The sequence below is a fragment of the Desulfitibacter alkalitolerans DSM 16504 genome (assembly GCF_000620305.1).
In the GTDB taxonomy this organism is placed as follows: domain Bacteria; phylum Bacillota; class DSM-16504; order Desulfitibacterales; family Desulfitibacteraceae; genus Desulfitibacter; species Desulfitibacter alkalitolerans.
Genome location: NZ_KK211106.1, coordinates 89,609 through 111,843, shown reverse-complemented (window position 1 = coordinate 111,843; position 22,235 = coordinate 89,609). Strand labels below are relative to the sequence as shown.

General features: G+C 39.8%; 19 protein-coding genes and 1 riboswitch. Of the genes, 9 read left to right on the top strand and 10 right to left on the bottom strand.

What is annotated here, in order from left to right:
* Positions 1 to 10: 10 nt before the first annotated feature.
* Complete coding sequence (locus K364_RS0121405; protein WP_028309694.1) at positions 11 to 952, bottom strand: cation diffusion facilitator family transporter; 942 nt, start codon at positions 950 to 952, stop codon at positions 11 to 13.
* Positions 953 to 1,232: 280 nt separating this feature from the next.
* Here K364_RS0121405 and K364_RS0121400 point away from each other — a divergent pair, with 280 nt between their 5' ends.
* Positions 1,233 to 1,436, top strand: a complete 204-nt coding sequence (locus K364_RS0121400; protein ID WP_035270631.1) for a DUF378 domain-containing protein — start codon at positions 1,233 to 1,235, stop codon at positions 1,434 to 1,436.
* A gap of 58 nt (positions 1,437 to 1,494) precedes the next feature.
* Here K364_RS0121400 and glsA read toward each other — a convergent pair whose 3' ends face one another.
* The gene (glsA, locus tag K364_RS0121395) at positions 1,495 to 2,460 is read right to left on the bottom strand and encodes a glutaminase A (RefSeq protein WP_028309692.1); all 966 of its coding nucleotides are present in this window, start codon (positions 2,458 to 2,460) and stop codon (positions 1,495 to 1,497) included.
* A gap of 205 nt (positions 2,461 to 2,665) precedes the next feature.
* Positions 2,666 to 2,846, top strand: a riboswitch (cobalamin riboswitch).
* Positions 2,847 to 2,931: 85 nt separating this feature from the next.
* Here glsA and K364_RS0121385 point away from each other — a divergent pair.
* The 5 genes from K364_RS0121385 to K364_RS0121365 all read left to right on the top strand — a co-directional run bounded on the left by K364_RS0121385 (position 2,932) and on the right by K364_RS0121365 (position 8,727).
* Positions 2,932 to 3,213: a 4Fe-4S dicluster domain-containing protein gene (locus K364_RS0121385; RefSeq protein WP_028309691.1), complete on the top strand. Its 282-nt coding sequence runs from the start codon at positions 2,932 to 2,934 to the stop codon at positions 3,211 to 3,213.
* A complete protein-coding gene (locus tag K364_RS0121380) occupies positions 3,214 to 5,106 on the top strand; it encodes an aldehyde ferredoxin oxidoreductase family protein (RefSeq protein ID WP_028309690.1) in 1,893 nt (630 codons plus the stop codon).
* Positions 5,093 to 5,440 (top strand): MoaD/ThiS family protein, encoded by a 348-nt coding sequence (locus K364_RS0121375; protein WP_028309689.1) that lies wholly within the window; start codon positions 5,093 to 5,095, stop codon positions 5,438 to 5,440. The genes K364_RS0121380 and K364_RS0121375 overlap by 14 nt, the downstream gene beginning before the upstream one ends.
* Before the next feature lie 155 nt (positions 5,441 to 5,595).
* A complete protein-coding gene (locus tag K364_RS0121370; RefSeq protein WP_028309688.1) occupies positions 5,596 to 6,837 on the top strand; it encodes a DUF401 family protein in 1,242 nt (413 codons plus the stop codon).
* Positions 6,838 to 7,188: 351 nt separating this feature from the next.
* The gene (locus K364_RS0121365; protein ID WP_028309687.1) at positions 7,189 to 8,727 is read left to right on the top strand and encodes a hypothetical protein; all 1,539 of its coding nucleotides are present in this window, start codon (positions 7,189 to 7,191) and stop codon (positions 8,725 to 8,727) included.
* An 84-nt stretch (positions 8,728 to 8,811) separates the two neighbouring features.
* Here K364_RS0121365 and K364_RS25195 read toward each other — a convergent pair whose 3' ends face one another.
* The 4 genes from K364_RS25195 to K364_RS0121345 all read right to left on the bottom strand — a co-directional run bounded on the left by K364_RS25195 (position 8,812) and on the right by K364_RS0121345 (position 13,068).
* Positions 8,812 to 10,716, bottom strand: a complete 1,905-nt coding sequence (locus tag K364_RS25195) for an FAD-dependent oxidoreductase (RefSeq protein ID WP_051534307.1) — start codon at positions 10,714 to 10,716, stop codon at positions 8,812 to 8,814.
* Between the two features lie 222 nt (positions 10,717 to 10,938).
* Positions 10,939 to 12,042: a DUF1648 domain-containing protein gene (locus tag K364_RS0121355; protein ID WP_028309686.1), complete on the bottom strand. Its 1,104-nt coding sequence runs from the start codon at positions 12,040 to 12,042 to the stop codon at positions 10,939 to 10,941.
* The gene (locus K364_RS0121350) at positions 12,043 to 12,438 is read right to left on the bottom strand and encodes a GntR family transcriptional regulator (RefSeq protein WP_028309685.1); all 396 of its coding nucleotides are present in this window, start codon (positions 12,436 to 12,438) and stop codon (positions 12,043 to 12,045) included.
* A gap of 177 nt (positions 12,439 to 12,615) precedes the next feature.
* Entirely contained in the window at positions 12,616 to 13,068 is a 453-nt protein-coding gene (locus K364_RS0121345) for a hypothetical protein (RefSeq protein WP_028309684.1), read from the bottom strand.
* 329 nt (positions 13,069 to 13,397) lie between these two features.
* Here K364_RS0121345 and K364_RS25190 point away from each other — a divergent pair, with 329 nt between their 5' ends.
* Genes K364_RS25190 through katG form a run of 3 tightly spaced genes read left to right on the top strand, consistent with a single transcriptional unit; the run spans position 13,398 to position 17,756 of the window.
* Complete coding sequence (locus K364_RS25190) at positions 13,398 to 15,074, top strand: transposase (protein WP_051533993.1); 1,677 nt, start codon at positions 13,398 to 13,400, stop codon at positions 15,072 to 15,074.
* A 40-nt stretch (positions 15,075 to 15,114) separates the two neighbouring features.
* Positions 15,115 to 15,558 carry a Fur family transcriptional regulator gene (locus K364_RS0121335; RefSeq protein ID WP_028309683.1) on the top strand — a complete coding sequence of 148 codons (444 nt, stop codon included), beginning with the start codon at positions 15,115 to 15,117 and terminating at the stop codon, positions 15,556 to 15,558.
* Complete coding sequence (katG, locus tag K364_RS0121330) at positions 15,555 to 17,756, top strand: catalase/peroxidase HPI (RefSeq protein ID WP_028309682.1); 2,202 nt, start codon at positions 15,555 to 15,557, stop codon at positions 17,754 to 17,756. The genes K364_RS0121335 and katG overlap by 4 nt, the downstream gene beginning before the upstream one ends.
* Positions 17,757 to 17,878: 122 nt before the next feature.
* Here the strand turns inward: katG and panB are convergent, their stop codons facing one another.
* Genes panB through K364_RS25185 form a run of 4 tightly spaced genes read right to left on the bottom strand, consistent with a single transcriptional unit; the run spans position 17,879 to position 22,225 of the window.
* Complete coding sequence (gene panB, locus K364_RS0121325) at positions 17,879 to 18,712, bottom strand: 3-methyl-2-oxobutanoate hydroxymethyltransferase (RefSeq protein ID WP_028309681.1); 834 nt, start codon at positions 18,710 to 18,712, stop codon at positions 17,879 to 17,881.
* Between the two features lie 21 nt (positions 18,713 to 18,733).
* Positions 18,734 to 20,398, bottom strand: a complete 1,665-nt coding sequence (gene ilvD, locus K364_RS0121320) for a dihydroxy-acid dehydratase (protein ID WP_028309680.1) — start codon at positions 20,396 to 20,398, stop codon at positions 18,734 to 18,736.
* A gap of 45 nt (positions 20,399 to 20,443) precedes the next feature.
* A complete protein-coding gene (locus K364_RS0121315) occupies positions 20,444 to 21,724 on the bottom strand; it encodes a TRAP transporter large permease (RefSeq protein WP_028309679.1) in 1,281 nt (426 codons plus the stop codon).
* Positions 21,725 to 22,225, bottom strand: coding sequence for a TRAP transporter small permease (locus K364_RS25185; protein ID WP_051534306.1), 501 nt, complete (start codon positions 22,223 to 22,225; stop codon positions 21,725 to 21,727). It abuts the gene before it with no gap.
* Positions 22,226 to 22,235 lie beyond the last annotated feature (10 nt).

The window sequence follows — 22,235 nt, the reverse complement described above, 5'->3', positions numbered from 1 at the left end:
TACCTCACAATTACTTATTTAGCATATTTTCATTCTCTTCATGGGGCTGGTTCTCATTGGGACTAACATGGATAAATACTTCCTTGATATTGTCATTGTCTTCAATTATTCTTTTTTTTGAAAGAATAGCAAGCTGATGTCCTTCGTCTACTGTTATCAAGGGATTGACCACTATGACACAGTCAACTATTAAAAAGACTCCATATTTTCTAACCTTGATATTTCTGACCCCTTTAACACCAGGCACTTCATTACATAGTTCCTTAATACGTTTTGGAATATCCTTGTCAGGTAATGTATCCATAAGTTCTTCTATTGATTCTCTTAACAGTTTATACCCTGCCCAGACAATAAACAGGGAGACAAGCCCTGCCATAACAGGGTCTAAAACGGGATAGCCAAAACGCGCTCCTATTATACCAAATAATGCTGCTACTGAGCTCAAGGCATCAGTCCTATGATGCCAGGCATCAGCAGCTAGAACAGTGCTTTGTATTTTATTAGCGGCCATTAAGGTATATCTATATGAAAATTCCTTGACCAGGATAGACAAGACAGCAACCCAGATTGTAATTTCTGTGGGTATTAATAAACTACCAATTAATATCTTTCTAACGGAAGCAACCAGCATCAACAAACCCACACCAATTAATACAAGGGAGATGATTTTTGCAGCTATAGATTCTATTTTCCCATGTCCATAAGGGTGTTCCTTGTCAGGTGGCTGCTTGGAAATACGCAAGCATATAATAACACACGCTGTAGTGAAAACATCCGTCAAGGAATGGAAGGCATCTGCTATTAAAGCCACACTATTCCCCAGTACCCCTGCCATGAACTTAATAACAGATAGAAAAATATTGAGAATTAAAATATGAAGGCAAACCCTTTCTCCATATTTATTTTTATCAAAATTATCTTTATCAGTTCCACTTGGATGAGACGTTTCCACACAATGCCCCCCTTCCTTCACCAATTGCAAGAGCAAACAAATAAAATACCCGCAGGAAAGGTCCCGCAGGTATACCTGCTGCATAAAGCCCAATTTATATAAAATAAATCTGACCACATTCTCTTATTCTTTTAAGTCAACTACATTTTATGCATAAAACCTTTGTTCTGTCAAACTTTTTGGGTTAATTTAGTGAATACTTTTCTATATTTTAGGAGATATTATGATTGTAACCTGTTATCTATTACAGGTCAACACATGAAAGGAGGAAATCAATAATATGTCATTAGACAGGATAGCCCTTATTTTAGTTATAATTGGTGCCCTAAATTGGTTGCTGGTTGGTGTATTAGGTCTTGATCTTGTAGCCACAATTTTTGGCGGCCAGGGCGCTGTTTTAAGCAGAATTATTTATACCCTGGTTGGCGTTGCAGGTATATGGGCCATTTCCCTACTTGTAAGACCAAAAACAGAAGTGAAATAATAGTATAGTTTTTGCGGCAGCACCTTAACCAACTTATAGTTAGTTAAGGTGTTCTGCCTTAAAAAGCATGCATTTCCCATGCTTTAGAAATCATTTTAAGAAGCTGAATTCCTGCAATGCTGTTTCCGTATTCGTCAAGTGCCGGCCCATAAATGCCTATGCCGCATCCTTCTTTAAACAGGCTGGCTTTATTTGAGGAGTATACTGACAGTATTCCTCCACTCACACCACTTTTTGAGGGTATGCCTGCAGAAACTGCAAATTTCCCCGATGCATCATACATTCCACATGTAAACATTAATGATTTAACTATCCTGGCAGCTTCACCAGGTACTATTTGTGTGTTTTTAACAGGGTGACGGCCGCTATTAGCAAGGACCGCCCCTATCCATGCCAGCTCCAGGCTGTTTATTTCTATGGAGCACTGCTTGAAATACAATTCCAGGGTCTGCTCCAGATCATTTCCAAGAAAACCCATGTCCTTTAGAAAATAGGCTAAAGATCTGTTACGGTCAGCAGTCTCCCATTCTGATAATAATACTTCATGGTTAAGGTCTGGCCACCTGCCTGTACATCTATAGATCAGGTCTAGTATTTTATTCAGCCTTTCATCCACATTTTTACCCTTAATTAAAGAACAAACTGTAATGGCACCTGCATTAATAAAGGGGTTGAAGGGCCTGCCAGGCTTAACTGTTTCCAGTCTGGCAATAGAATTAAAGGGGTCACCGGTAGGCTCCATGTCAACTTTTGATAATATATACTTAAAGCTCTGCTCCATAAGGAGCACTAGTAAACTTAGTATTTTTGAAATGCTTTGTAAGGTGAAGGGAACATGCCACTGGCCGGATGTCAGTTCTAGTCCGTTTATACCTACTACGGCTGCCCCCAGATCATGGGGGTTTGCCCTTGCTAATGCTGGTATATAAGTAGCCAGCTTACCCTGTGAAGTTATTTTTTTGTTCATTTCCACCCATTCAGCTAATTGGGCTTCTGGTGATAGTGTTTCCCTAGAAGATATCATAGCCTGCTCCCCTCTTTGTAAACTTTATTAATAATTTGTTCATTTCTTATTTTAATGATGTATAAGATATTTCTTCTAAAAGCAGGAATTATATGGTGGATGTCGAATAATATTTTATGATAAATATGATGGATATTGATGGATGCCTAATAGGGATGCCAAGTAAAGTTAAGCAAAAAGCAAAATTTAGGGAAGTACAATTAAAAAATACTCGCAGATAACAGGTGCCCATATAGGGAGAATAGAGAATCAGGTTTAAATCCTGAGCGGTCCCGCCACTGTAACTGGGGATAACCTTATCACAACCACCTCTGCATTATGCATTGGGAAGGGATAAGCAAAGATGATCCAGAAGCCAGGAGACCTGCCTGTAATCCAAGAAGTATGCAGGGTGATGGCAAAGTCCTCAACTATTATTGATATAGTTGAGGACTTTTTTATTTTATTATAAAAAGATGGGAGGTAGTTTAATTGAACAAGATGGTGTTTAAAATTAATGAACAAAAATGCAGGGGGTGTAGAAGATGTGAGGCAGCTTGTTCTTGGACCACTTCAGGAATGACTAATCCACGCCTTGCGGGAATTAAAATCTTTAAATCTGAAGAAGAGGGCAGGGACTACCCGGTAATCAACCAAACATGCTACCAGGATTTCTGTGGAAAAGCACATCCTAAAGAAAAGGGGAATAATGTTCCCCTGTGTGTGACAACCTGCTTATTTGGAGCTATAACTTTAGAAGGAGAAGTGATCTAAATGAATAAACTTCAATATGGATATGCCGGTAAAATCCTATGGATTAATCTCACTTCAGGAGAAATCAGGCATGAAAAGCTTCCCGAAGAACTAAAAAGATCCTACCTGGGGCAATCTGGCGTAAACGCCAAGCTTCTTTACGATTTAACAGATGCAGCTACTGATCCTCTTGGTCCAGATAATCCACTAATTATTGGGGTAGGCCCTCTAGGCGGTACATTAGCTCCATGTTCAGGAAGGTATACAGTTACAGCCCTTTCTCCCTTAACTGGAATATTTGGTGACTCCAATTCAGGAGGGCACTTTGGGCCAGAATTGAAATATGCAGGCTATGATCATCTTGTAATAACCGGTAAGGCCCCAGAACCTGTTTACATCTGGATAAATGATGATACGGTTAAGATCAAATCTGCAGCACTACTTTGGGGCAAAACAACCTGGGAGACTGAAAGGGAAATTAAACTGCAGTTGGGCCAGGATACAGCACAGGTTGCCTCTATAGGGCCTGCAGGAGAGAACCTGGTAAAATTTGCAGCAATAATCAATAACCTGTGCAGGGCAGCAGCCAGGACCGGCATGGGTGCAGTCATGGGTTCAAAAAACCTGAAGGCAATAGCAGTAAAAGGTACAAGGGGTATTACAGTTAAGGACCCTGATAAGTTTCTGAAAACTGTACATAAATGCGAGGAAGACATCCTAAATGATCCAATGTATGAGGTTTCTTCAACCCTTGGAACAACTGCAATTACTGGTCTAGCCCAGATGCTGGGCTTTCTTCCAACAAAAAACTTTCAGCTATCAGCTTTTGAAGAGGCCGAAAGCCTTCGCGGAGAAATCCTTCTCCAGAAATACGCAACTAAACATAAGGGCTGCTTTAACTGTGCAGTCAGCTGCAGCAGATTTTATAAAGTAACTGAAGGCGAATATGCAGGCACCGTGGGCGAAGGACCTGAATATGAAAGCATCTCAGCGCTAGCCTCAAAATGCGGCAACTCTAACCTGCCATCAGTACTAAAGGCCAATACCTTGTGCAACCAGCTGGGGTTAGATACTATCTCTACAGGTAATGTTATAGCCTGGGCAATGGAATGTTTTGAGAAGGGCATTATCAAAACATCTGACCTTGATGGCGAAAGTCTTAACTGGGGTAATCACCAGATGATAAACAAAGTCATTGATCTTATTGCCCACCGCAGGGGTATTGGCGACCTGCTTGCAGAGGGCAGCTACCATGCAGCCACAAAAATTGGCGGCCTGGATTTTGTGATTCACAGCAAGGGCATGGATTACCCTGCAGTTGATGTTAGAGGAACCAAGGGCATGGCCTTGTCCTTTGCAGTTTCACCCAGGGGTGGAGATCATTTAAAAGGCCTGCCCCTGTATGAAGTAGCACCTGAAATCTATAAGGATGATATTAAGGAAGAGTTGGGAATAGAAATAACTCCAGAATACTGGAAGGAATACTCATCCAAAGCTAAAATGATGATCTGGCATGAAAATTGGCACTGTATAGTAGATTCATTAGGGCTGTGCAAGCTGGAGGGAATAGCACTTAAACCCCTTAAGCCCAAGCATTTCAGGGACCTGCTAGCAGCTGGTACAGGGTTGGATATGACCATTGAAGAATTGGAGCTAATTGGGGAACGCATATGGAATTTAGAAAGGCTAATTGGTATCCGTACCAGGGGCATTAACAGACAACACGACCTTCCGCCAAGAAGGCTCATGGAGGAACCCATTGCCAATGGGCCAAACAAGGGTGAAAGACTATCTGCAGAGGATTATAATAAAATGCTTGATGAGTATTACCAACGCCGCGGTTGGAGCATGGAAACTGGATACCCAACTCTAGAAACCCTTAAAAGATTAGGAATAGAAAATGAAAGGAATTAAAATGAAAAAGGAATTCTTTACAATCAAGATAAGGTATTATTCCATTTATGCAGTTGCAGCGGGAAGGCTTGAAGAGGAGATTACAATAGAGCCTAATTCCAGCTTTGACCTTTCCCAGTTATTAACTACCCTGATAAACAAGTATGGCACAGCACTATCGAATAAAATATTTGATAAGGATTATAATTTTAAACCAATTTTTTGGATACTTGTTGACGGCAAACGAATGCCACTTCCTAAAAACTATTCCGAGTTTAAAACAAAATCACCTCCAATTGGAGGCAAGAAATATACAGAAATAATAATTACTTCCCCACTATTAGTTGGAGGTTAGTACAAGCGAGGAAATATTTATTTTGTAGAGAAGTCCATATAGAGAATATATATTATGAAGTGATTTTAAAAATCAAAAAAGGGGCCGCGGCTCCTTTTTAATATGTTATAATAATACAGTTATGATGATAAGACGTTGAGAAAGGGGTCCTTGGTTTGGAATTGTTAGGTTTGTTTATAGCTTTAGTAGCTATTGTACTAGTTACTTCTAAATGGCATGAGGTTATTTATGCATTATTATTAGGAGTTGTATTTATTATAATCTTTTCGGCAATGCCCATTAATTTAATACTATCTATTTTTATGAAAGTAACCTTTAACCTGGATACAATTTCCCTGATGATAGTAGTTTTGTTAATCACATTATTTAGTTCAGTTATGTATAAAACCTTGTTGCTCAATAAGCTGTTAAAGTCATTAATCGACCTGGTTAAGAGCATTCACCTGCTTATTGCATTAATTCCTGCTTTAGTAGGACTTCTTGCTGTTCCTGGAGGTGCAGTAATGTCAGCACCTTTCATTGATCAGCTTGGAGAAAAGGTTAAGATGAGTGCTGGTTACAAGTCAGCAGCAAATACCTTCTACAGGCATTTGTCTGTATTTTTCAATCCTCTGGCACCCTTGTTAATAATAGCAGCAGACCTAAGTACATTGGGCTTCCTGCCTCTTATGAAATTCCACCTTATCCCGGTGATAATTACACTGGTAATATCTCTTATAGTTATAAACCGTTTTTGGCCTCATGAATCCCATGAATCCAGTGTTTCAACCAACCAGGGAGAAGCACATATAAATAATTCCTTTGCAGCATCCTTAAAAAGTGTCCTCTTTACCGGACTTCCTTTAATAGTGGCCATTGTGCTTACCATAATACTTGAAGTTAACTTTATAATTGCCCTGGTCATAGCCATTGCCCTTACCATACTCCTTGATTACAAAGAGGATAAGATACTAAAAACTTCAGATATTAAGATCATGCTCTCCCAGGGTATAAACTGGAGGCTCGGCTTCTCAGTATATGCTATCATGCTGTTTGGGGCATTTGTAAAGGATTCTGGAGCAATTCCCATACTGGCCCAGATAATCACCAATTCAAATATGCCCTTACTTTTAATATTAATACTAAGCTCGGTTATAATTGGCTTTGCTGCCGGACATCCCATTGTAGGCTCGGCAATCCTCTATCCCATCTTTTTACCTTTAATAGGGGAAAATGTGGCATACCTTTCATTGATACTCACTGGAATGATGTTTGGATATGTTGTATCCCCAATCCATTTGTGTTTGATAGTCTCCAATGAGTATTTTAAAGCAGATTACCTGGAAAGCTATAAACTGCTCTTTCCCTTACAGGCAGTATTAATGATTGCCGGCATAATTGTGGCTGTATTAATCTAAAAACCTAATAATCTTTGTAAAGATTCACCTAACAATTATTTTGGGGACATTCCTGCCATGAATACTATTAATGTCAGGTTTAAGTCCCCAGATTTAGTTTTTTCTTCTATTAATTAATGTGAATTTTACAACTATTACTTATTAAAAATTTTCATATGGTCTATAAGTAAAGCGAATGTTATAATAATCACAAGCTTATTATTGAATAAAAACAATAGCTTTTATTGTGATTTGAAATATTTTTGTTCTTTTTTGTAGAAATTAGCAATGGAGGTGATATGGTAATCCTGTTATGATAGGAAAGGTTAATAAATTTTAAGTTCCAATGTAAAAGTATGAGGGAGGATAAAAATGGAAGACATTCTAATACAACTTGCTAAATTACAAATTTTAAATCAGTTTTGGTTATCACTTTTCTTATTAATTCCCATGGTGCTTATTTCAAGAACTGTTGTTGCAGGTACCAGGTATTCACCAATCTTAATTATCGTTATTTTTGGACTAGCCATGGGTTATGTATTAGTTGCCAGTGGTGTTTCTACACCAGGATTGCCTGAATTTCAAATTATTGATCTTATTAGTAGAACCACAATTATTGCACTAACAGTATCCTTTTTTGTTGGTGGACAGGAGTTAAGAAAAATATTTGGTGGAATAGAGCTGGAACCTGATAGCATGGTAGTTCCGTCACAGGAGGAAACTGTTTTAGGTACAAACAGGACACAGCTTGTTTTCATTATTCGTGCATTTTTCCTGTTGCTGGGTATAGAAGCTGCATATAGGTTAATTGTGGGTATTAATGCTGGTGATTTGAGCAGATACTATCCTCTGTTAGCTTATATAGGCCTGGTTGGTTCTGTAATTCTAATTGACTACAAGGCTACAATTAAAGATAAGAGACTTTATATCAGAAAAGGCCTTCTAGAAATCTTAACCATTGGTATTGTTTTGATAATCTCCTTCTATATTGCTGCCTGGATTAGACCTATTATTGCATTACCTCAAATATTCTTTGCAATGCTGATTTCAGCTGGTCTGGGAGCTGTGCTGTATAAGTGGTGTTTTGGTCCAACTGTAAGGGCATTATTATTTGCTGGTATACCAGTAGTGCTGGCAGGAAACTTCATGATTGGCGGTTCCAGGATTGCCGATGCCTTTGCAATAACAGGAATGAATGCAGTATTGGCTTATGGTTTCTTTGGACAGCTTTTATGGATGTTTGGTGGTATTGCTGTGCTTATGCTCCTTGCAAATACATCTCATGCACGCAACCTGGCGCCTGGTATGGCTGGAGCCTTATCCCACTCTGGTCTAACAGGTGCATGTACTGCAGGAGACCTTGGTAAAATAGCAGCCAACAGGGCTCCCATTATGATTAACGTACCCTTTGCCGCCCACATCTTTGTGTTTTCAGTATTAGCCCTTAGCGCTGGTAAGGGAGAATTGATGCTGGCTCCTGCAGCAGCCATATTCGTAGCCGGTGTTATAATAACAGCATTATCTGTAAAAACTCTTAGAACTGCTGATGGAAAAGACAGTAAAGAGGTTAAAGGCTTAATGCAGTTTTCGCTTGGATGGCAGCTTACCGCAATGTTTGGTGGTTTTGTCCTATTAAGTGTTTTTGGTATGCCAATTGGCTACGCAGGTATGGCTAAGTCATCTGCCCTATCTCACTTCGGTTTATTTGCTGCAACCCAGGGTGGAATGTTTGGAACTGAAGAAGCTAGCTTGATTCCCTTTATCTTTGCCATGCCATTTTTGGTTCACCCATTCGTATTCTTCATGTTTGGCAAAGCAATGGAAAAGGATGGATATATGCCAAAGCTTCCTGTATTCATATTAGCAGGTATAGGATTACTAGGTGTTATATACGCCCTGCTTTCAATTTAATATAATTCAGCAGAAGGCCGTCACATATGACGGCCTTTTTATTAGGGAACGCTCAGGGGGTTGCCCATGGAAACTTTTAAAAAATCATTTAAGCATGGCAAGATAATCTGCAATATATTTATACAGTTCTCCCCTGGATATTTGACTGTTTTCTTCATCATCCTTAGGAAGGTTATTAATAAAGCTATTATAATCAGCTTCTGTATAGAGGCTATTTAAATGGGGATTAAACCTCTTAAAGTTCTCAAAAACACTTTTAATATTATCTGAATTTACATCTCCCTGTTCCTGTGATATAACGAAGTACATTTTATCAGCAAGGTCCCCGTGGCCTGCAAGATTAAGTGTTCTAAGTGCTCCATTAAAAAGAAGGTTTAAAAAGGCCTGAATAGATAGGGGGTCGTCCAGCATATAATTGTTGTTGTAGCCGCCTACTATAACCCCCAAGCGTCTTAACTCCTGCATTGCAGGATAATGCTCATGCCCAGCCACTTTAGGGGGTTTGCTTTCCCATGGCTTTACAAGTGCACCTTGATCGGCCAGTACACCTCTAATGAACTCTAAATCTTCTTGAGATGCTGCTATCTCCTGAAAGCTTCTTTTTGTAGCCAGAGAATAGGCCGAAGCAGCACCCGCTGCTTGTGCTCCTGCCATTCCAACACCTACAATCCTGGCACTTCCATGGGCCAATGAATCATAGCTAGCAGAACGGCCCACCACCAAAAGGTTATTAACATCTAGCGGAACCATTGTCCTAAAAGGCAGTGCATATTTAGAGGGTTCCCCAATTACAATGCCAGGAAAATGCTTGTCTACAGCCTGGATGTCTACTGGATACCCTCCATAACCAATTCTATCCCAATGGTCACGGTTTTCAAGGACATCATCAATGGTCATTCGGTACAAACCCTTCATATGTCTCGTTTGTCTAACATAAAGTTCATCTGCAAAACCTGATATGCTGGCTTTTTCAAATCCCGGCAGGTTTTTTCGGGCATACTCTATAAACCTGTAAGCCTCACTTTTTGCAAGTTCTTTTGCATCAGCTCTTGATTGAGGGTTAGCTGCGTCAACTCCATATATTAAAAGACCATTAATTAGCACCTGCCCATCTTTTTGCCTTGCCATATTAAAGCCTCTAAAGCTAATTCTATCACTTTCAGGCTGATACTTTCTAATATGGTCATCATAACCCCAGGCAGCTTTAAAGGTAGCCTTTGAACTTGACCTTCTATCCACCAGAAGGGTCTCCCACATTACACGATACCAGTTAACTCCCACAATTCGAAATACCAGAGTAGATGCCTGGAATTTTCCTGGAAGCCCAATATCTTCAAAGCCCATTGTAAAGGGAACACCAGCCATATACGCCAGGTCTGCGTCCTGGGAAGCATCAATAAATATTTTACCGTAAAAATCTCTTTCATTGCCTGCTGAATCTCTGACTTTGATAGATGTGACACTTGTTTGCAGCTCATCTATTTGCGGATGGATTAGCTGGTAATTGAGCTTAACAGTTAGCAATTCTTCGGCAGCCAGCATTTCCTCAAAGACCCTTTGCCCCTTGTCAATATCAAAAACCATTCCTCCAACCTTTTTATAAAACTCTTCAAAGATGCCTTTAGTAACAAGATTCTTGTTATCATCATAATTCATGTCAATAAAGTTAAGCTCACCAACAATAAACAATCCTCCAACCCTATCTCTATGGTCAATGAGCAGGGTATGCAGACCATTTCTGGCTGCAGAAAGGGCTGCCGCAATGCCTTCAGGATCACTGCCCCAGACAATCACGTCATAAGGGTTAGCATTGGATCCGTCCACTTCTCTGCCAAAAGGATCGTCCACGCCCTTTTGCTGCCACACTTCTTTTGCAAAAGCATAGCCCTCTGGCATTTTATAGCTTCCAGCATTTATATGCAGTAAAATTAGAACAATGGCTGTTACTAGTGCAAGGGCTACAATTTTTCTAGATTTAAGTAGTTTCATGTTATCCCCCTATAATTATTTCCTCCAAGTATTTATTGTACTTTATCAAAGGGGAAAAATAAATAGACAGACTCTTTAAATCTCTAGGTTAAATGTGCCAGTGAAATATTCCATAGCTTATTAATCACTTTATAATCGGCTCTTTAGAAATGTATTTATCATAACTAATCAGCAGAAGGTTTATTAATGTTAGGGCAATAAGCCAGCCAGGCCTGTTTTTACTTATACTCTAAATAGAAACTGGATACCAATTATCAAGCCAATTACTCCTAAAAGTATCAACCATGCCTTTATACTAGCAAAATTTATAGTCCAACCTATGCCAAAACGTTTTTCCAGAAAGATGGTAGGATCATTGGGGTTAAAGTAAAACTGTCCTAACTTCCAATATTTGTCATCATCTCTGTCAATTTCTTCTCTTTTTGTCCCATCGCCTACAACCACTCGGCTTCCGCCCTGCCCAGTGGTTATGCTTATTGCAGCTGCCCCTATGACAAGTAAGGCAGTTATAACCATGGGTACAGACCATACTATTTGGGGACTTATGTTAAATATAAAGGATAGCTGAACTACTGTAAAAATTAACACCATAAATGTTCCTGTGGCAATAATATATGCCGACCATCTGAGTCTAAAGATTTGATTTTGCACAAGAGACTTTTCGGGATTACTTGGGTCTATTTGTTGCTTTGCCCTGGATATTGTATAGTTTATAAATGCAAATAAGCCTATCATCATAAGCTGCTGAACAGGAATCCAAAACACTGATCTTGGTGATTTTTCAGCCCATCTGGTTACCTCACCGGAAAAATTATATTGCAGAGGTATCCTTTCAGGGATTCTATCAAAATAAACAAGGGTTACTGCAAGTGTAGCCATCATTATTATTGTGGGGATTATAAACCAGGCATTGGAATAGGTTAGTTTTTTATTTCGGAAGCCTGTATCTATGATAATGGCCTTTGGTTTTTCTTCACCCCACTTTTTTTGGGACTTAAATTTTTTCATTTGAAAATGGTATTTTAAATATAAAGCAAAAAGAAGTCCAATTAAAAGTACAAGGCCTATTCCATAAATAAGTGATGCTCGTTCCTCTGCTGCATTAAATGACAGTATTATTGAACATATTGTCAATGGCACATATATCAGAGCAGCTTGTAGTGAGTACTTTTTTCGCATATTTCTTAATTCCTGACAATAATAAGTATCCTCAGGTATGGTCACACCAAAGCTTTCCGTTTTTCTTGTAAGATACGGCATAAAGCCCATAAGAATGCCTAAAATAAGATAGATGCTATACGTGACCAGTAAGAATATAAAGTCCATTTAAACCTGCCTCCTTTTCTCCTGTAAATTACTATAAATTCCACTGCATAATGTATTAAAGTCTTCGGCTTCCATTCCCCTGCATAAGGCTTCAGCAATTATGGGTCCAAGTACTTGCTTGAGCTTTTCCAGATATTCTTCAGTCACCTGGGGCATGCCATCTGGATTTATCACAACACCCTTTTGCCTATGGCTCTGGATAAACCCCTCCTGTCTAAGCAAATTATAAGCCTTGTTAACTGTATGCATGTTTATTCCAATATCTGAGGCCATATTGCGCACAGATGGGAGCGCTTCACCAGGTTTTAGTTCACCTGTGACAATCCCTTCAATAATGCTGTTTTGAAGCTGGGTGTAGATTGGAATTTCCGACTGCAGATCTATTTTTATAATCATCATTAGCCTCCTTAATGCTTGTTATAAAAGATATAACTGTTATATATATAATATAACAGTTATAAATAAAAGGTCAATATTAAAATCCATAGGAACTTGGTAATTCCATGGCCTACTAAAAACAAAATAAATACAGAGCTGCTTAAATTTTTAGTAGCTAAGCAAATATAACTTTTTTCAGTTTATCAAACCTACCCCCTGGTCAAGCCTTTTTAGTGCTTCAGCTAGAACTAATCCGTATACAGAGGAGGCAATGATGTGGACTACAACAGCTTCAAAAGGATGTCTAGTTAAAAAAGGCACCTGGAATACTATGGTAAGTGCATATATAAAAAACCATGTCAATATTCCATACAACCAGCCCTTGAATAAGTAGTTTCCACTTGTAATCTTTAACATAATATATGCAAAAAATATTCCCAAGAAACCAGAAAATACAAGCTGTCCAGCCTGTGCTAGTGATGCCTCCAGCATGTTTTCTTGAGGCCTTCCATACATTAATACAGCTGCCCATTCGAGGAGAAGTACATCATCAAAACCTACAACATAAACACCAATATAGTCTATTAAATTCATGAAAACTCCTGCTATGATACCTGCTATAAAACCCATGGCAATCCTGTCTTTCATTGTAAACACCCCATCTTTATTATTATAAGGTTATTATAGCCATTTAAGTTATATATAAAACAAGCTTTGGCTTGCAACGGTGCTGCTAGCAGAACGCCAGTTTTATCCAGTTTTTATATGTTTGCTATAATAACTTATATTGACAAGTAGAAATTCTTTCGTTACAATTTATATAGTAATAATAATTATTATTACTTTTGATTCATTCTTTTATGAAAGTTGGTTTAAATATATGAATGATTGTCCCACAAAAAGCATGAAATCCCTTACAGAAAAGGGTAAATCTGATATAATATAAATATCAGAACCCTTGGAGGAGTGAGGAATACATGTTTTGCAGGAATAATTCACAACAGATTACAATGATGGACCCAATAAATACAATGCCCCAATACCTTAAGAAAATATTACTAAAAAGCTGGGCCCATACATTCCAAGAATATATATTTCCTAACATAAAAGAAGAACGGTTTGCTGTATTATACAGCGATAACCATGCTACCAGACCAAACACACCAGTAAATATCATTATAGGATTATTGATCCTAAAAGAGATATTTGGACTAACCGATGAGGACCTAATAGGCTCACTACATTTTGACACCAGATTTCAATATGCATTAAGAACCACTAGCTTTGAACAACAGCCTGTTTCAATTAACACCTTAACTAACTTTAGGACTAGATTATATAACTACGAAAAGGAAACCGGCATTGACTTAATAAAGCAGGAAGTAGAAGAACAGGCTGAAATTATAGCTAAATATCTTGAAATAGATAACAAAAAAGTACGAATGGACTCATTTATGGTTAGCTCATCCTGTAAAAAGCTAAGCCGCATAGAACTAGTTTATTCAGTAAATGCCAGATTTGTAAAGCTCTTAAACAAAGTAGCTGGTGATGCTATTGCAGAAGAATATAAAGCTTACCTAGAAAGCGGTCATAAGAACGAAACAATTTATCGAACAAGAGATATTGAGTCAGAAAGCAAGCTAGAATTTCTTTTAAAACAAGCCCAAGGATTACATCAAGCTGGCTCACACATTGGTGAAACTGTTACACAAACAGAAGAATATCAATTACTCACCAGGATGCTTAAAGAACAATTAACCCAAGATGAAACAGGAAAATCTATTCCCAAAGCAGGAAAAGAAATAGCACCAGACAGCCTACAAAATCCAACAGACCCAGACGCCACATACCGCAAAAAATATGGGAAAAACACAGGATATGTGGCAAATGTAGCAGAGAGCTTTAACGAAAAAAACAGTATAATAACCTCATACGACCTAAAACCAAATACCTATAGTGACTCTAAGTTTGCAGATGATACCATTTCTAAGCTAGAAGAAACAAGTTCAGAAAAAATACAATTGATAGTAGATGGCGCCTATTATAAACAAGAAAAAGCAGAAAACGCAGCATCTAAAGGCATTGAGCTAATCCCAGGCGAGCTAGTTGGTAGAAAACCAGCAACAGACAAACTAAGTTACAGCAGCTTTAGCATTGATGAAGATAAAAATGTAGTAAATAGATGCCCTAACAATCAGGAACCAATTGAAGCTTATTATGATGAAAAAGGCAAATCATATACAGCAAAATTTAGTAAAGAGCAATGTCAAGACTGTCCACATAAGGACAAGTGTCCTATGAAAGAGCAGAAAAAAGATAATGTAGTTAGATTTAGTGCTAAGAGATACAATACTGATTTACAACGTGCAAAAATGGATGACGCTGAATACAATAAGCTTGTAAGCCAAAGAGCAGGAGTCGAGGGTATCCCTTCTGTATTTAGAAGAAAATACCAGGTAGATTATATGCCTGTTAGGGGATTAGTGCGCTCAAAATTCTGGTTTGGCTTTAAAGTTGCAGCCTACAATATCAAAAAGCTGATAAATAGAGTTTCAGGCTTAGGCTTAACTTCTTTATCTAATCTTTGCTCAGTTCATTTTAAGGTGTTTTTGCCAAAAGGCAAATGGAATTTTTGTTCAATAAGAATTGCTTAACAGTTTTAGCGTGTAAAAGCTTACTTAATGTGGTTTAACCATGAATACTTTATTTAAAAATCTATCAAATGAATTGATAAACAAAAATGTTCGCCCCTCACATCAAAGAATGATGGTTTTAGATTATCTAGTAAAAAATCAATGCCACCCCACGGTAGAGCAAATATTCAATGATCTGAAAAGTAAACTTCCCACTTTATCAAAATCTACTGTATATAACATATTAAATTTATTTCTTGAAGCGGGTTTAATAAAGACAGTTGTTGGCGAAGACCAAGAAGCTAGATATGATATTATCACTGAAAGCCATGGTCATTTCAAATGTATCACTTGTGAAACGATCTATAATTTTAATGTCAATATTGATGATTTTACATCTGATGATTTAAAGGAGTTCCATATAGCAAGCAAAGACGTTTATTTTAAGGGTACCTGTCCCAGGTGCCTTTCAAATAAAAATAAACTTAAGGGGGAATATTTATGAGTGGAGAAGGCAAATGCCCGGTAACAGGAACGGCTAGGCATAAGACTGCCGGCGGTGGCACAACGAATCGGGACTGGTGGCCCAATCAACTTAATCTTAAAATGCTTCATCAGAATCCGGTAAAAAGAAATCCTATGGGTGAAACATTCAATTATGCTGAAGAATTCAAAAAATTGGACCTTGAGGCAGTGAAAAAGGACTTATATGACTTAATGACTGATTCTCAGGAATGGTGGCCTGCAGATTATGGCCACTATGGGGGACTTTTCATCAGGATGGCGTGGCACAGTGCCGGCACATACCGTATGGGCGATGGCCGTGGTGGTGCAGGCTCTGGAACTCAGCGTTTTGCTCCTCTAAACAGCTGGCCGGATAATATCAACCTAGATAAAGCACGCCGGCTGCTTTGGCCTATTAAGAAAAAATATGGCAAAAAGATTTCCTGGGCAGACTTAATGATTCTTGCAGGAAATTGCGCATTGGAGTCAATGGGATTTAAAACTTTTGGTTTTGCTGGCGGTCGTGAGGACGTTTGGGAGCCTGAAGAAGATATTTACTGGGGTTCCGAGGATGAATGGCTTGGGGATAAACGTTATACTGGTGAAAGGGAACTTGAGAATCCTCTGGCTGCTGTGCAGATGGGTCTAATTTATGTGAATCCAGAAGGACCAAATGGTGAACCGAATGTTCTTGCTTCCGCTAAAGACGTACGTGAGACTTTTGCACGTATGGCCATGAACGATGAGGAAACTGTGGCCCTGGTTGCAGGGGGTCATACATTTGGCAGATGTCACGGAGCAGGCAGTCCGACCCATGTAGGTCCAGAGCCCGAAGGTGCCAGTATTGAAGAACAGGGTCTTGGTTGGAAAAACAGCATGGGCAGCGGTAAAGGAAGTGATACAATCTCAAGCGGTATCAATGGTGCATGGACCCCCACCCCGACAATATGGGATAACAAATACTTAGACATTCTGTTTAAATATGACTGGAATCTTGTTAAGAGCCCTGCTGGTGCCTGGCAGTGGGTTCCGGTCAATCCTGATGATGAAGATCTTGTAACAGATGGCCATGATCCTTCTAAAAAGTATTCAACAATCATGACCACGGCCGACCTTGCCTTGAGGATGGATCCCATCTATAAGCCAATAGCCAAGCGTTTTCAGGAGAATCCAGAGGAATTTGCTGATGCTTTTGCCCGTGCATGGTTCAAGTTGACTCACCGTGACATGGGGCCAGTATCCCGCTATCTCGGCCCGGAGGTTCCATCAGAGGTACTGATCTGGCAAGATCCGGTGCCTGCAGTTGATCATGAACTGATTGATGAAGGGGATATTGTAGATCTTAAGGGCAGGGTTCTTCAATCAGGATTGTCGATATCTGAGCTGGTCTATACTGCGTGGTCATCAGCATCGACCTTCCGCGGCTCAGATAAGCGCGGCGGAGCCAATGGCGCCCGCATTCGCTTGGCACCACAGAAGGATTGGGAAGTAAACCAGCCAGAACAACTGCAAACTGTATTGCAAACCCTTGAAAAAATCCGGGATGCTTTCAACAGTGAACAGGCAGACCAAAAAAGGGTTTCCCTTGCTGACCTGATTGTTTTAGCAGGATGCGCAGGTGTCGAGCAGGGAGCTAAGAATGCTGGATTTGATATATCTGTTCCTTTTACACCGGGCCGCACAGATGCACTGCAGGAACAAACCGATGTATTTTCATTCTCGGTACTGGAACCCAAAGCAGATGGTTTCCGCAACTATAGTAAGGCCAAATATGCTGTTACTGCTGAGGAAATGCTTGTTGATAAAGCACAGCTCCTGGGCTTGACAGCACCTGAGATGACAGTTTTAATTGGTGGTATGCGGGTATTAAACGCTAACTACAAAAATTCTCCCCATGGTGTTTTTACTGATAAACCTGGAAGTCTCACTAATGACTTTTTTGTAAATCTTCTTGACATGGGTACAAAATGGAAAGCTTCATCAGAAGACAGCGATATCTTTGAAGGAAGAGATTTTAAGACAGACCAGCTAAAATGGACTGGAACTCGAGTTGACTTGATATTCGGTTCGAATTCTGAGCTGCGGGCCATTGCTGAGGTATACGCAAGCGATGATGCCCAGGAGAAGTTCGTGCAGGATTTTATTGCTGCATGGAATAAGGTGATGAACGCAGACCGTTTCGATCTTGCTCGAATATAACTGTTTTATCCAAATAGAGTAAGCATGAAGCAGGTGGAGCAATCAGCGTTGCCCCACCTGCTTATTAAATTAACGAAAGTTTACTGCAATTTTAGAAATGTCAATTTGTCAAGCCTGACCCTCTAGTAAAGCCTTTCCAGATCCTCGTCATTCATTGTGAATTCGTGCTTTTTCTCTGGGAATTTGCCTTCATCTATTTCTGTGCACCAAGTATCAAATACTTCTACCATCTGCTGGCCCATCTGGGCATACTGTTTGACGAATTTGGGCACAAATTTGTCAAATATGCCCAGCAGGTCATATGCATTTAAGTTTTGTCCTGTAGTGTAGGGTCCTGCTCCACAGCCGATTGTAGGTATTGATAATTTTTCATCTATTAGCCTGGCCAGACCTGTGGGCAGGCATTCAAGGACTATGGCAAATGCTCCAGCCTCTTCCAGGGCCAGGGCTTCCTTTAAAAGCCTTTCAGCTGCTTCTGCACTTTTGCCCTGTACTTTAAAACCGCCAACTAATGCTGCTGTTTGGGGAGTTAACCCAATATGAGCAATAACAGGAATGCCGGCGTCTACAACAGCTCTTACCCTTTCAACTACCTTCATGCCGCCTTCCATCTTCACGCAGTCTGCACCAATTTTTAGCAAAGTACCGGCATTTCTAATGGCTTCTTCTGTACTCACCTGGTATGATAAAAACGGCATGTCACCTACTATAAATGTATTAGGTGCTCCCTTTCTCACAGCTTTAACGTGGTATATTACATCTTCAATGTTAACTGGAACTGTACCTTCATGTCCCTGGATTACCATTCCCAGTGAATCTCCCACTAGTATTAGCTCTGCCTTTGATTGATCCACCATTGAAGCCATGGGATAGTCATAAACTGTTATCATCTTAAATTTTCTGCCTGTTTTTTTCATCTCCATTATTTCCGGTATAGTCACTTTTTTCTTGGCCAAATCAATTGCCCCCTTTAATTTTTACCTTTTGAATACAGCACCACTCATTGCTGAAGTTACTATTTTTTCATATCTATCTAGATAGCTTCCCTTTTGGACATTGGGAGTTCTCTTAACCCATTTTGCTTTCCTTTGTGTCAATTCTTCATCACTTATTTCCAAGGTTAGTGTTCCCCCAGGTATATCAATGTTAATCATGTCTCCTTCTTCAATCAAGGCAATTGGTCCGCCCTCAGCTGCTTCAGGGGAGATATGGCCAATTGCTGCTCCAGAGGTAGCACCGGAGAATCTTCCGTCAGTTATAAGTCCCACCTGCTCGTCTAATCCCATACCCACTATTGCGGCAGTTGCTGTGAGCATTTCTCTCATGCCTGGACCGCCCTTTGGGCCCTCATATCTAACTACCACTATATCGCCAGGATTGATTTTTCCTCCATAAATGGCAGCAACTGCAGGCTCCTCTTGATCAAATACCCTGGCAGGTCCCCTGTGTTTCAACATTTCTGGTGCTACAGCAGCCCTTTTGCATACTGAACCCTCTGGGGCCAGGTTTCCATATAACAGCTGAATTCCCCCTGTAGCTGAATAGGGCTTATCCATTGGTTTGATTATATTTGCATCTATTACTTTTGCACCCTCCACATTGTCTGCAACTATCCTTCCACTGGTTGTCATGAGATCCTTATGAAGCAGTCCTGCTTCACATAGCTGGGCCATTACTGCGGTAATACCTCCAGCCTTGTGCACGTCAGTTGGGTAGTGACCACCCCTTGCAGGTTTCATTTTTACAAGATGGGGAACCTTTTTTGCCATATCAGCAAAGGAATTAATATCAAATTCAATGCCTGCTTCATGGGCTAGGGCCGTCAAGTGCAGTACTGTATTTGTTGAACCACCAATGGCAAGGTCAACCACTATAGCATTTTCTAATGATTTAGCAGTCACAATATCCCTGGGCAGGATGTTCTTTTTATGAAGTTCCATAATCTTTTTCCCTGTCTGCTTTGCCAATGCTATTCTTTGACCTGAGACTGCTGGTATAGAGCTTCCAGGCAGACACATTCCTAATGCTTCTGTTAAGAAATTCATTGAATTTGCAGTGCCCAGCAGGTTGCAGGCCCCACATCCTGGCAGAGCTTCTCTTTCAATTCTTGCCAGCTCTTCCATTGTCATATTTCCCCTGGCAACATCCCCCTGGGCTGCCATGAGGTCTGAATAGCCTACTTCATTCCCGTCTATACAACCAGTAGCCATTGGTCCACCACTAATCATAATGGCAGGAATATTTAGTCTTACCGCTGCCATTAACATGCCTGGAGTAATCTTGTCACAGTTTGTTATTAAAACCATGGCGTCATATGAGTGAGCATTTACCATGACTTCAATGGAGTCTGCTATTAACTCCCTGCTGGCCAGGGGATAATGCATACCATAGTTTCCCTGGGCTATGCCATCACAGATGCCAATGGTGGGAAATTCAATGGGTGTACCTCCTGCCGCTATTATTCCTTCTCTAACTGCTTTAGCTATGCTGTCCAAATGAATATGTCCGGGCATGGTTTCATTTTGTGAATTTACTATTGCAACCAGGGGCTTATCTAAGTCCTCCGGCAGCAACCCCATGGAATAGTATAACGCCCTGTGGGTAGCCCTTTCTAAACCCTTTGTAGTAACGTGACTTCTCATTTACTGTTCCTCCTTCTATCTTGTATTTTTGAGTATATTCTTACATTATTTACCTAGTAAATTGGGTAACCACATTAGTATTTCTGAAAAATAAGTTAACATTAGAAGAATTCCAACTAGAACCAGAAAGTAAGGAACAATTCTTTTGCTTATTTGTTCAATGGAAACCTTTGATATTCCACTGGCAACAAATAGGTTCACCGCCATGGGTGGGGTAATCATTCCTACGGAGGTGTTAACTATAATTATAAGTCCCAGGGCAATAGGGTGAATGCCTAACTGTATTGCCAGGGGCAGCAGTATTGGAGTCATCAATAAAATAATTGACTGGGTCTCAAGGAAGCAACCCAGGAATAATAAGCTTACATTTATCATTATGAAAATTATATACTTGTTCTGAAATGAATCCAACATAAAGCTAGCAATTTGACCTGGAACTCCTGCACTGGTCATTAGCCATGAAAAGGATGATGAAATTGCTACAATAAACAAAACAATTGCTGTACTAGTTGCAGACTTTGCAAAAATACCCCTAAGCTCAGAGTATTGTAATTCCTTATAAATAAACCTGCTTACAAAAAAAGCGTAAACACAAGATACCGCAGCTGCTTCTGTAGGTGTAAAAACTCCACCATATATGCCACCCAGGATTATAACTGGCATTAATAATGCCCAAATGGCTTCTCTAAGGGCTTTGAATAAGGGAACAGTACCAGTACTATCTGCACCGCCCTTTTCGTATTTTCTGCATGTTAGGACACTGACAAATATTATTCCACATGCCAATAACAACCCCGGTACAATACCTGCAATAAACATTGTGCCTACAGATACAGAAGCAACAACAGCATAGGTAATCATTGAAATACTTGGAGGAATAACAACTCCAAGGGTTCCTGATGCTGCAGCAACAGCGGCAGCCTTATCCTTGGGATACCCAGCTTTAGCCATGGCAGGTATCATTAGTCCGCCAATGGCAGCAACTGTAGCCGGGTTTGATCCTGATATAGCTCCAAAAAAAGCAGAGGCTGTTGTGGTGATAATTGATAAGCTGGCAGGCAGTCTTCCAAGTAAAGCCTTTGCAAAGTTTATCAGCCTCTTTGAGATGCCCCCCCTTTCCATTAAATCCCCAGCTAGAATAAAAAAGGGAACAGCCATAAATGGAAAGTTATCAACTGCAGTGAACATTCTTTGAGCAATTATCATGCTGGATGTTGTGGTGTCAACAAATGTCAAGGCTGCAAGAACAGCCATACCCATGGAAATACCAATGGGCACATTTATTATTAACATAAAAAATAGCGTTCCAAAGAGTACCAGGGCCATTTATTTCACCACCTTATCTAAATCCATTAGTCGGTTGTCTCTCCATTGAAGTATGATGTATTGGACTGACCTTAGAGCCATTAAAGTACAGCCAATTGGTACAGCCAAATAAGCAACCCATATTGGTATGCCCAGTGAGGGAGAGCTTTGACCCATGGCCATTTGGGCCTTGATTAATTTAGTTGACAGACCTATTACTGTGGTACAGAAAACTATAATAATAATGGTCCTTAAAATCTTAAAGTATTTATGGGTCTTTTGGGGCATAAGCTTATAAAAAGCCTCTACAGCAAAGTGCGAATTTTTTTTAGCTCCCGTTCCTATTCCTAAATAAATAATCCATATCATCATGTATCTTGCCAATTCCTCAGCCCATGGAAGAATCAACAAACCTGTATACCTAAAAAAGGTTGCTGCAAAAACCAGTAAAACCATTAAAGGAAGTAAAATAGCAATAAGATTTTCTTCAAAATTATCTATAAAGCCTGCTATCTTATTCATTAGCTTACTC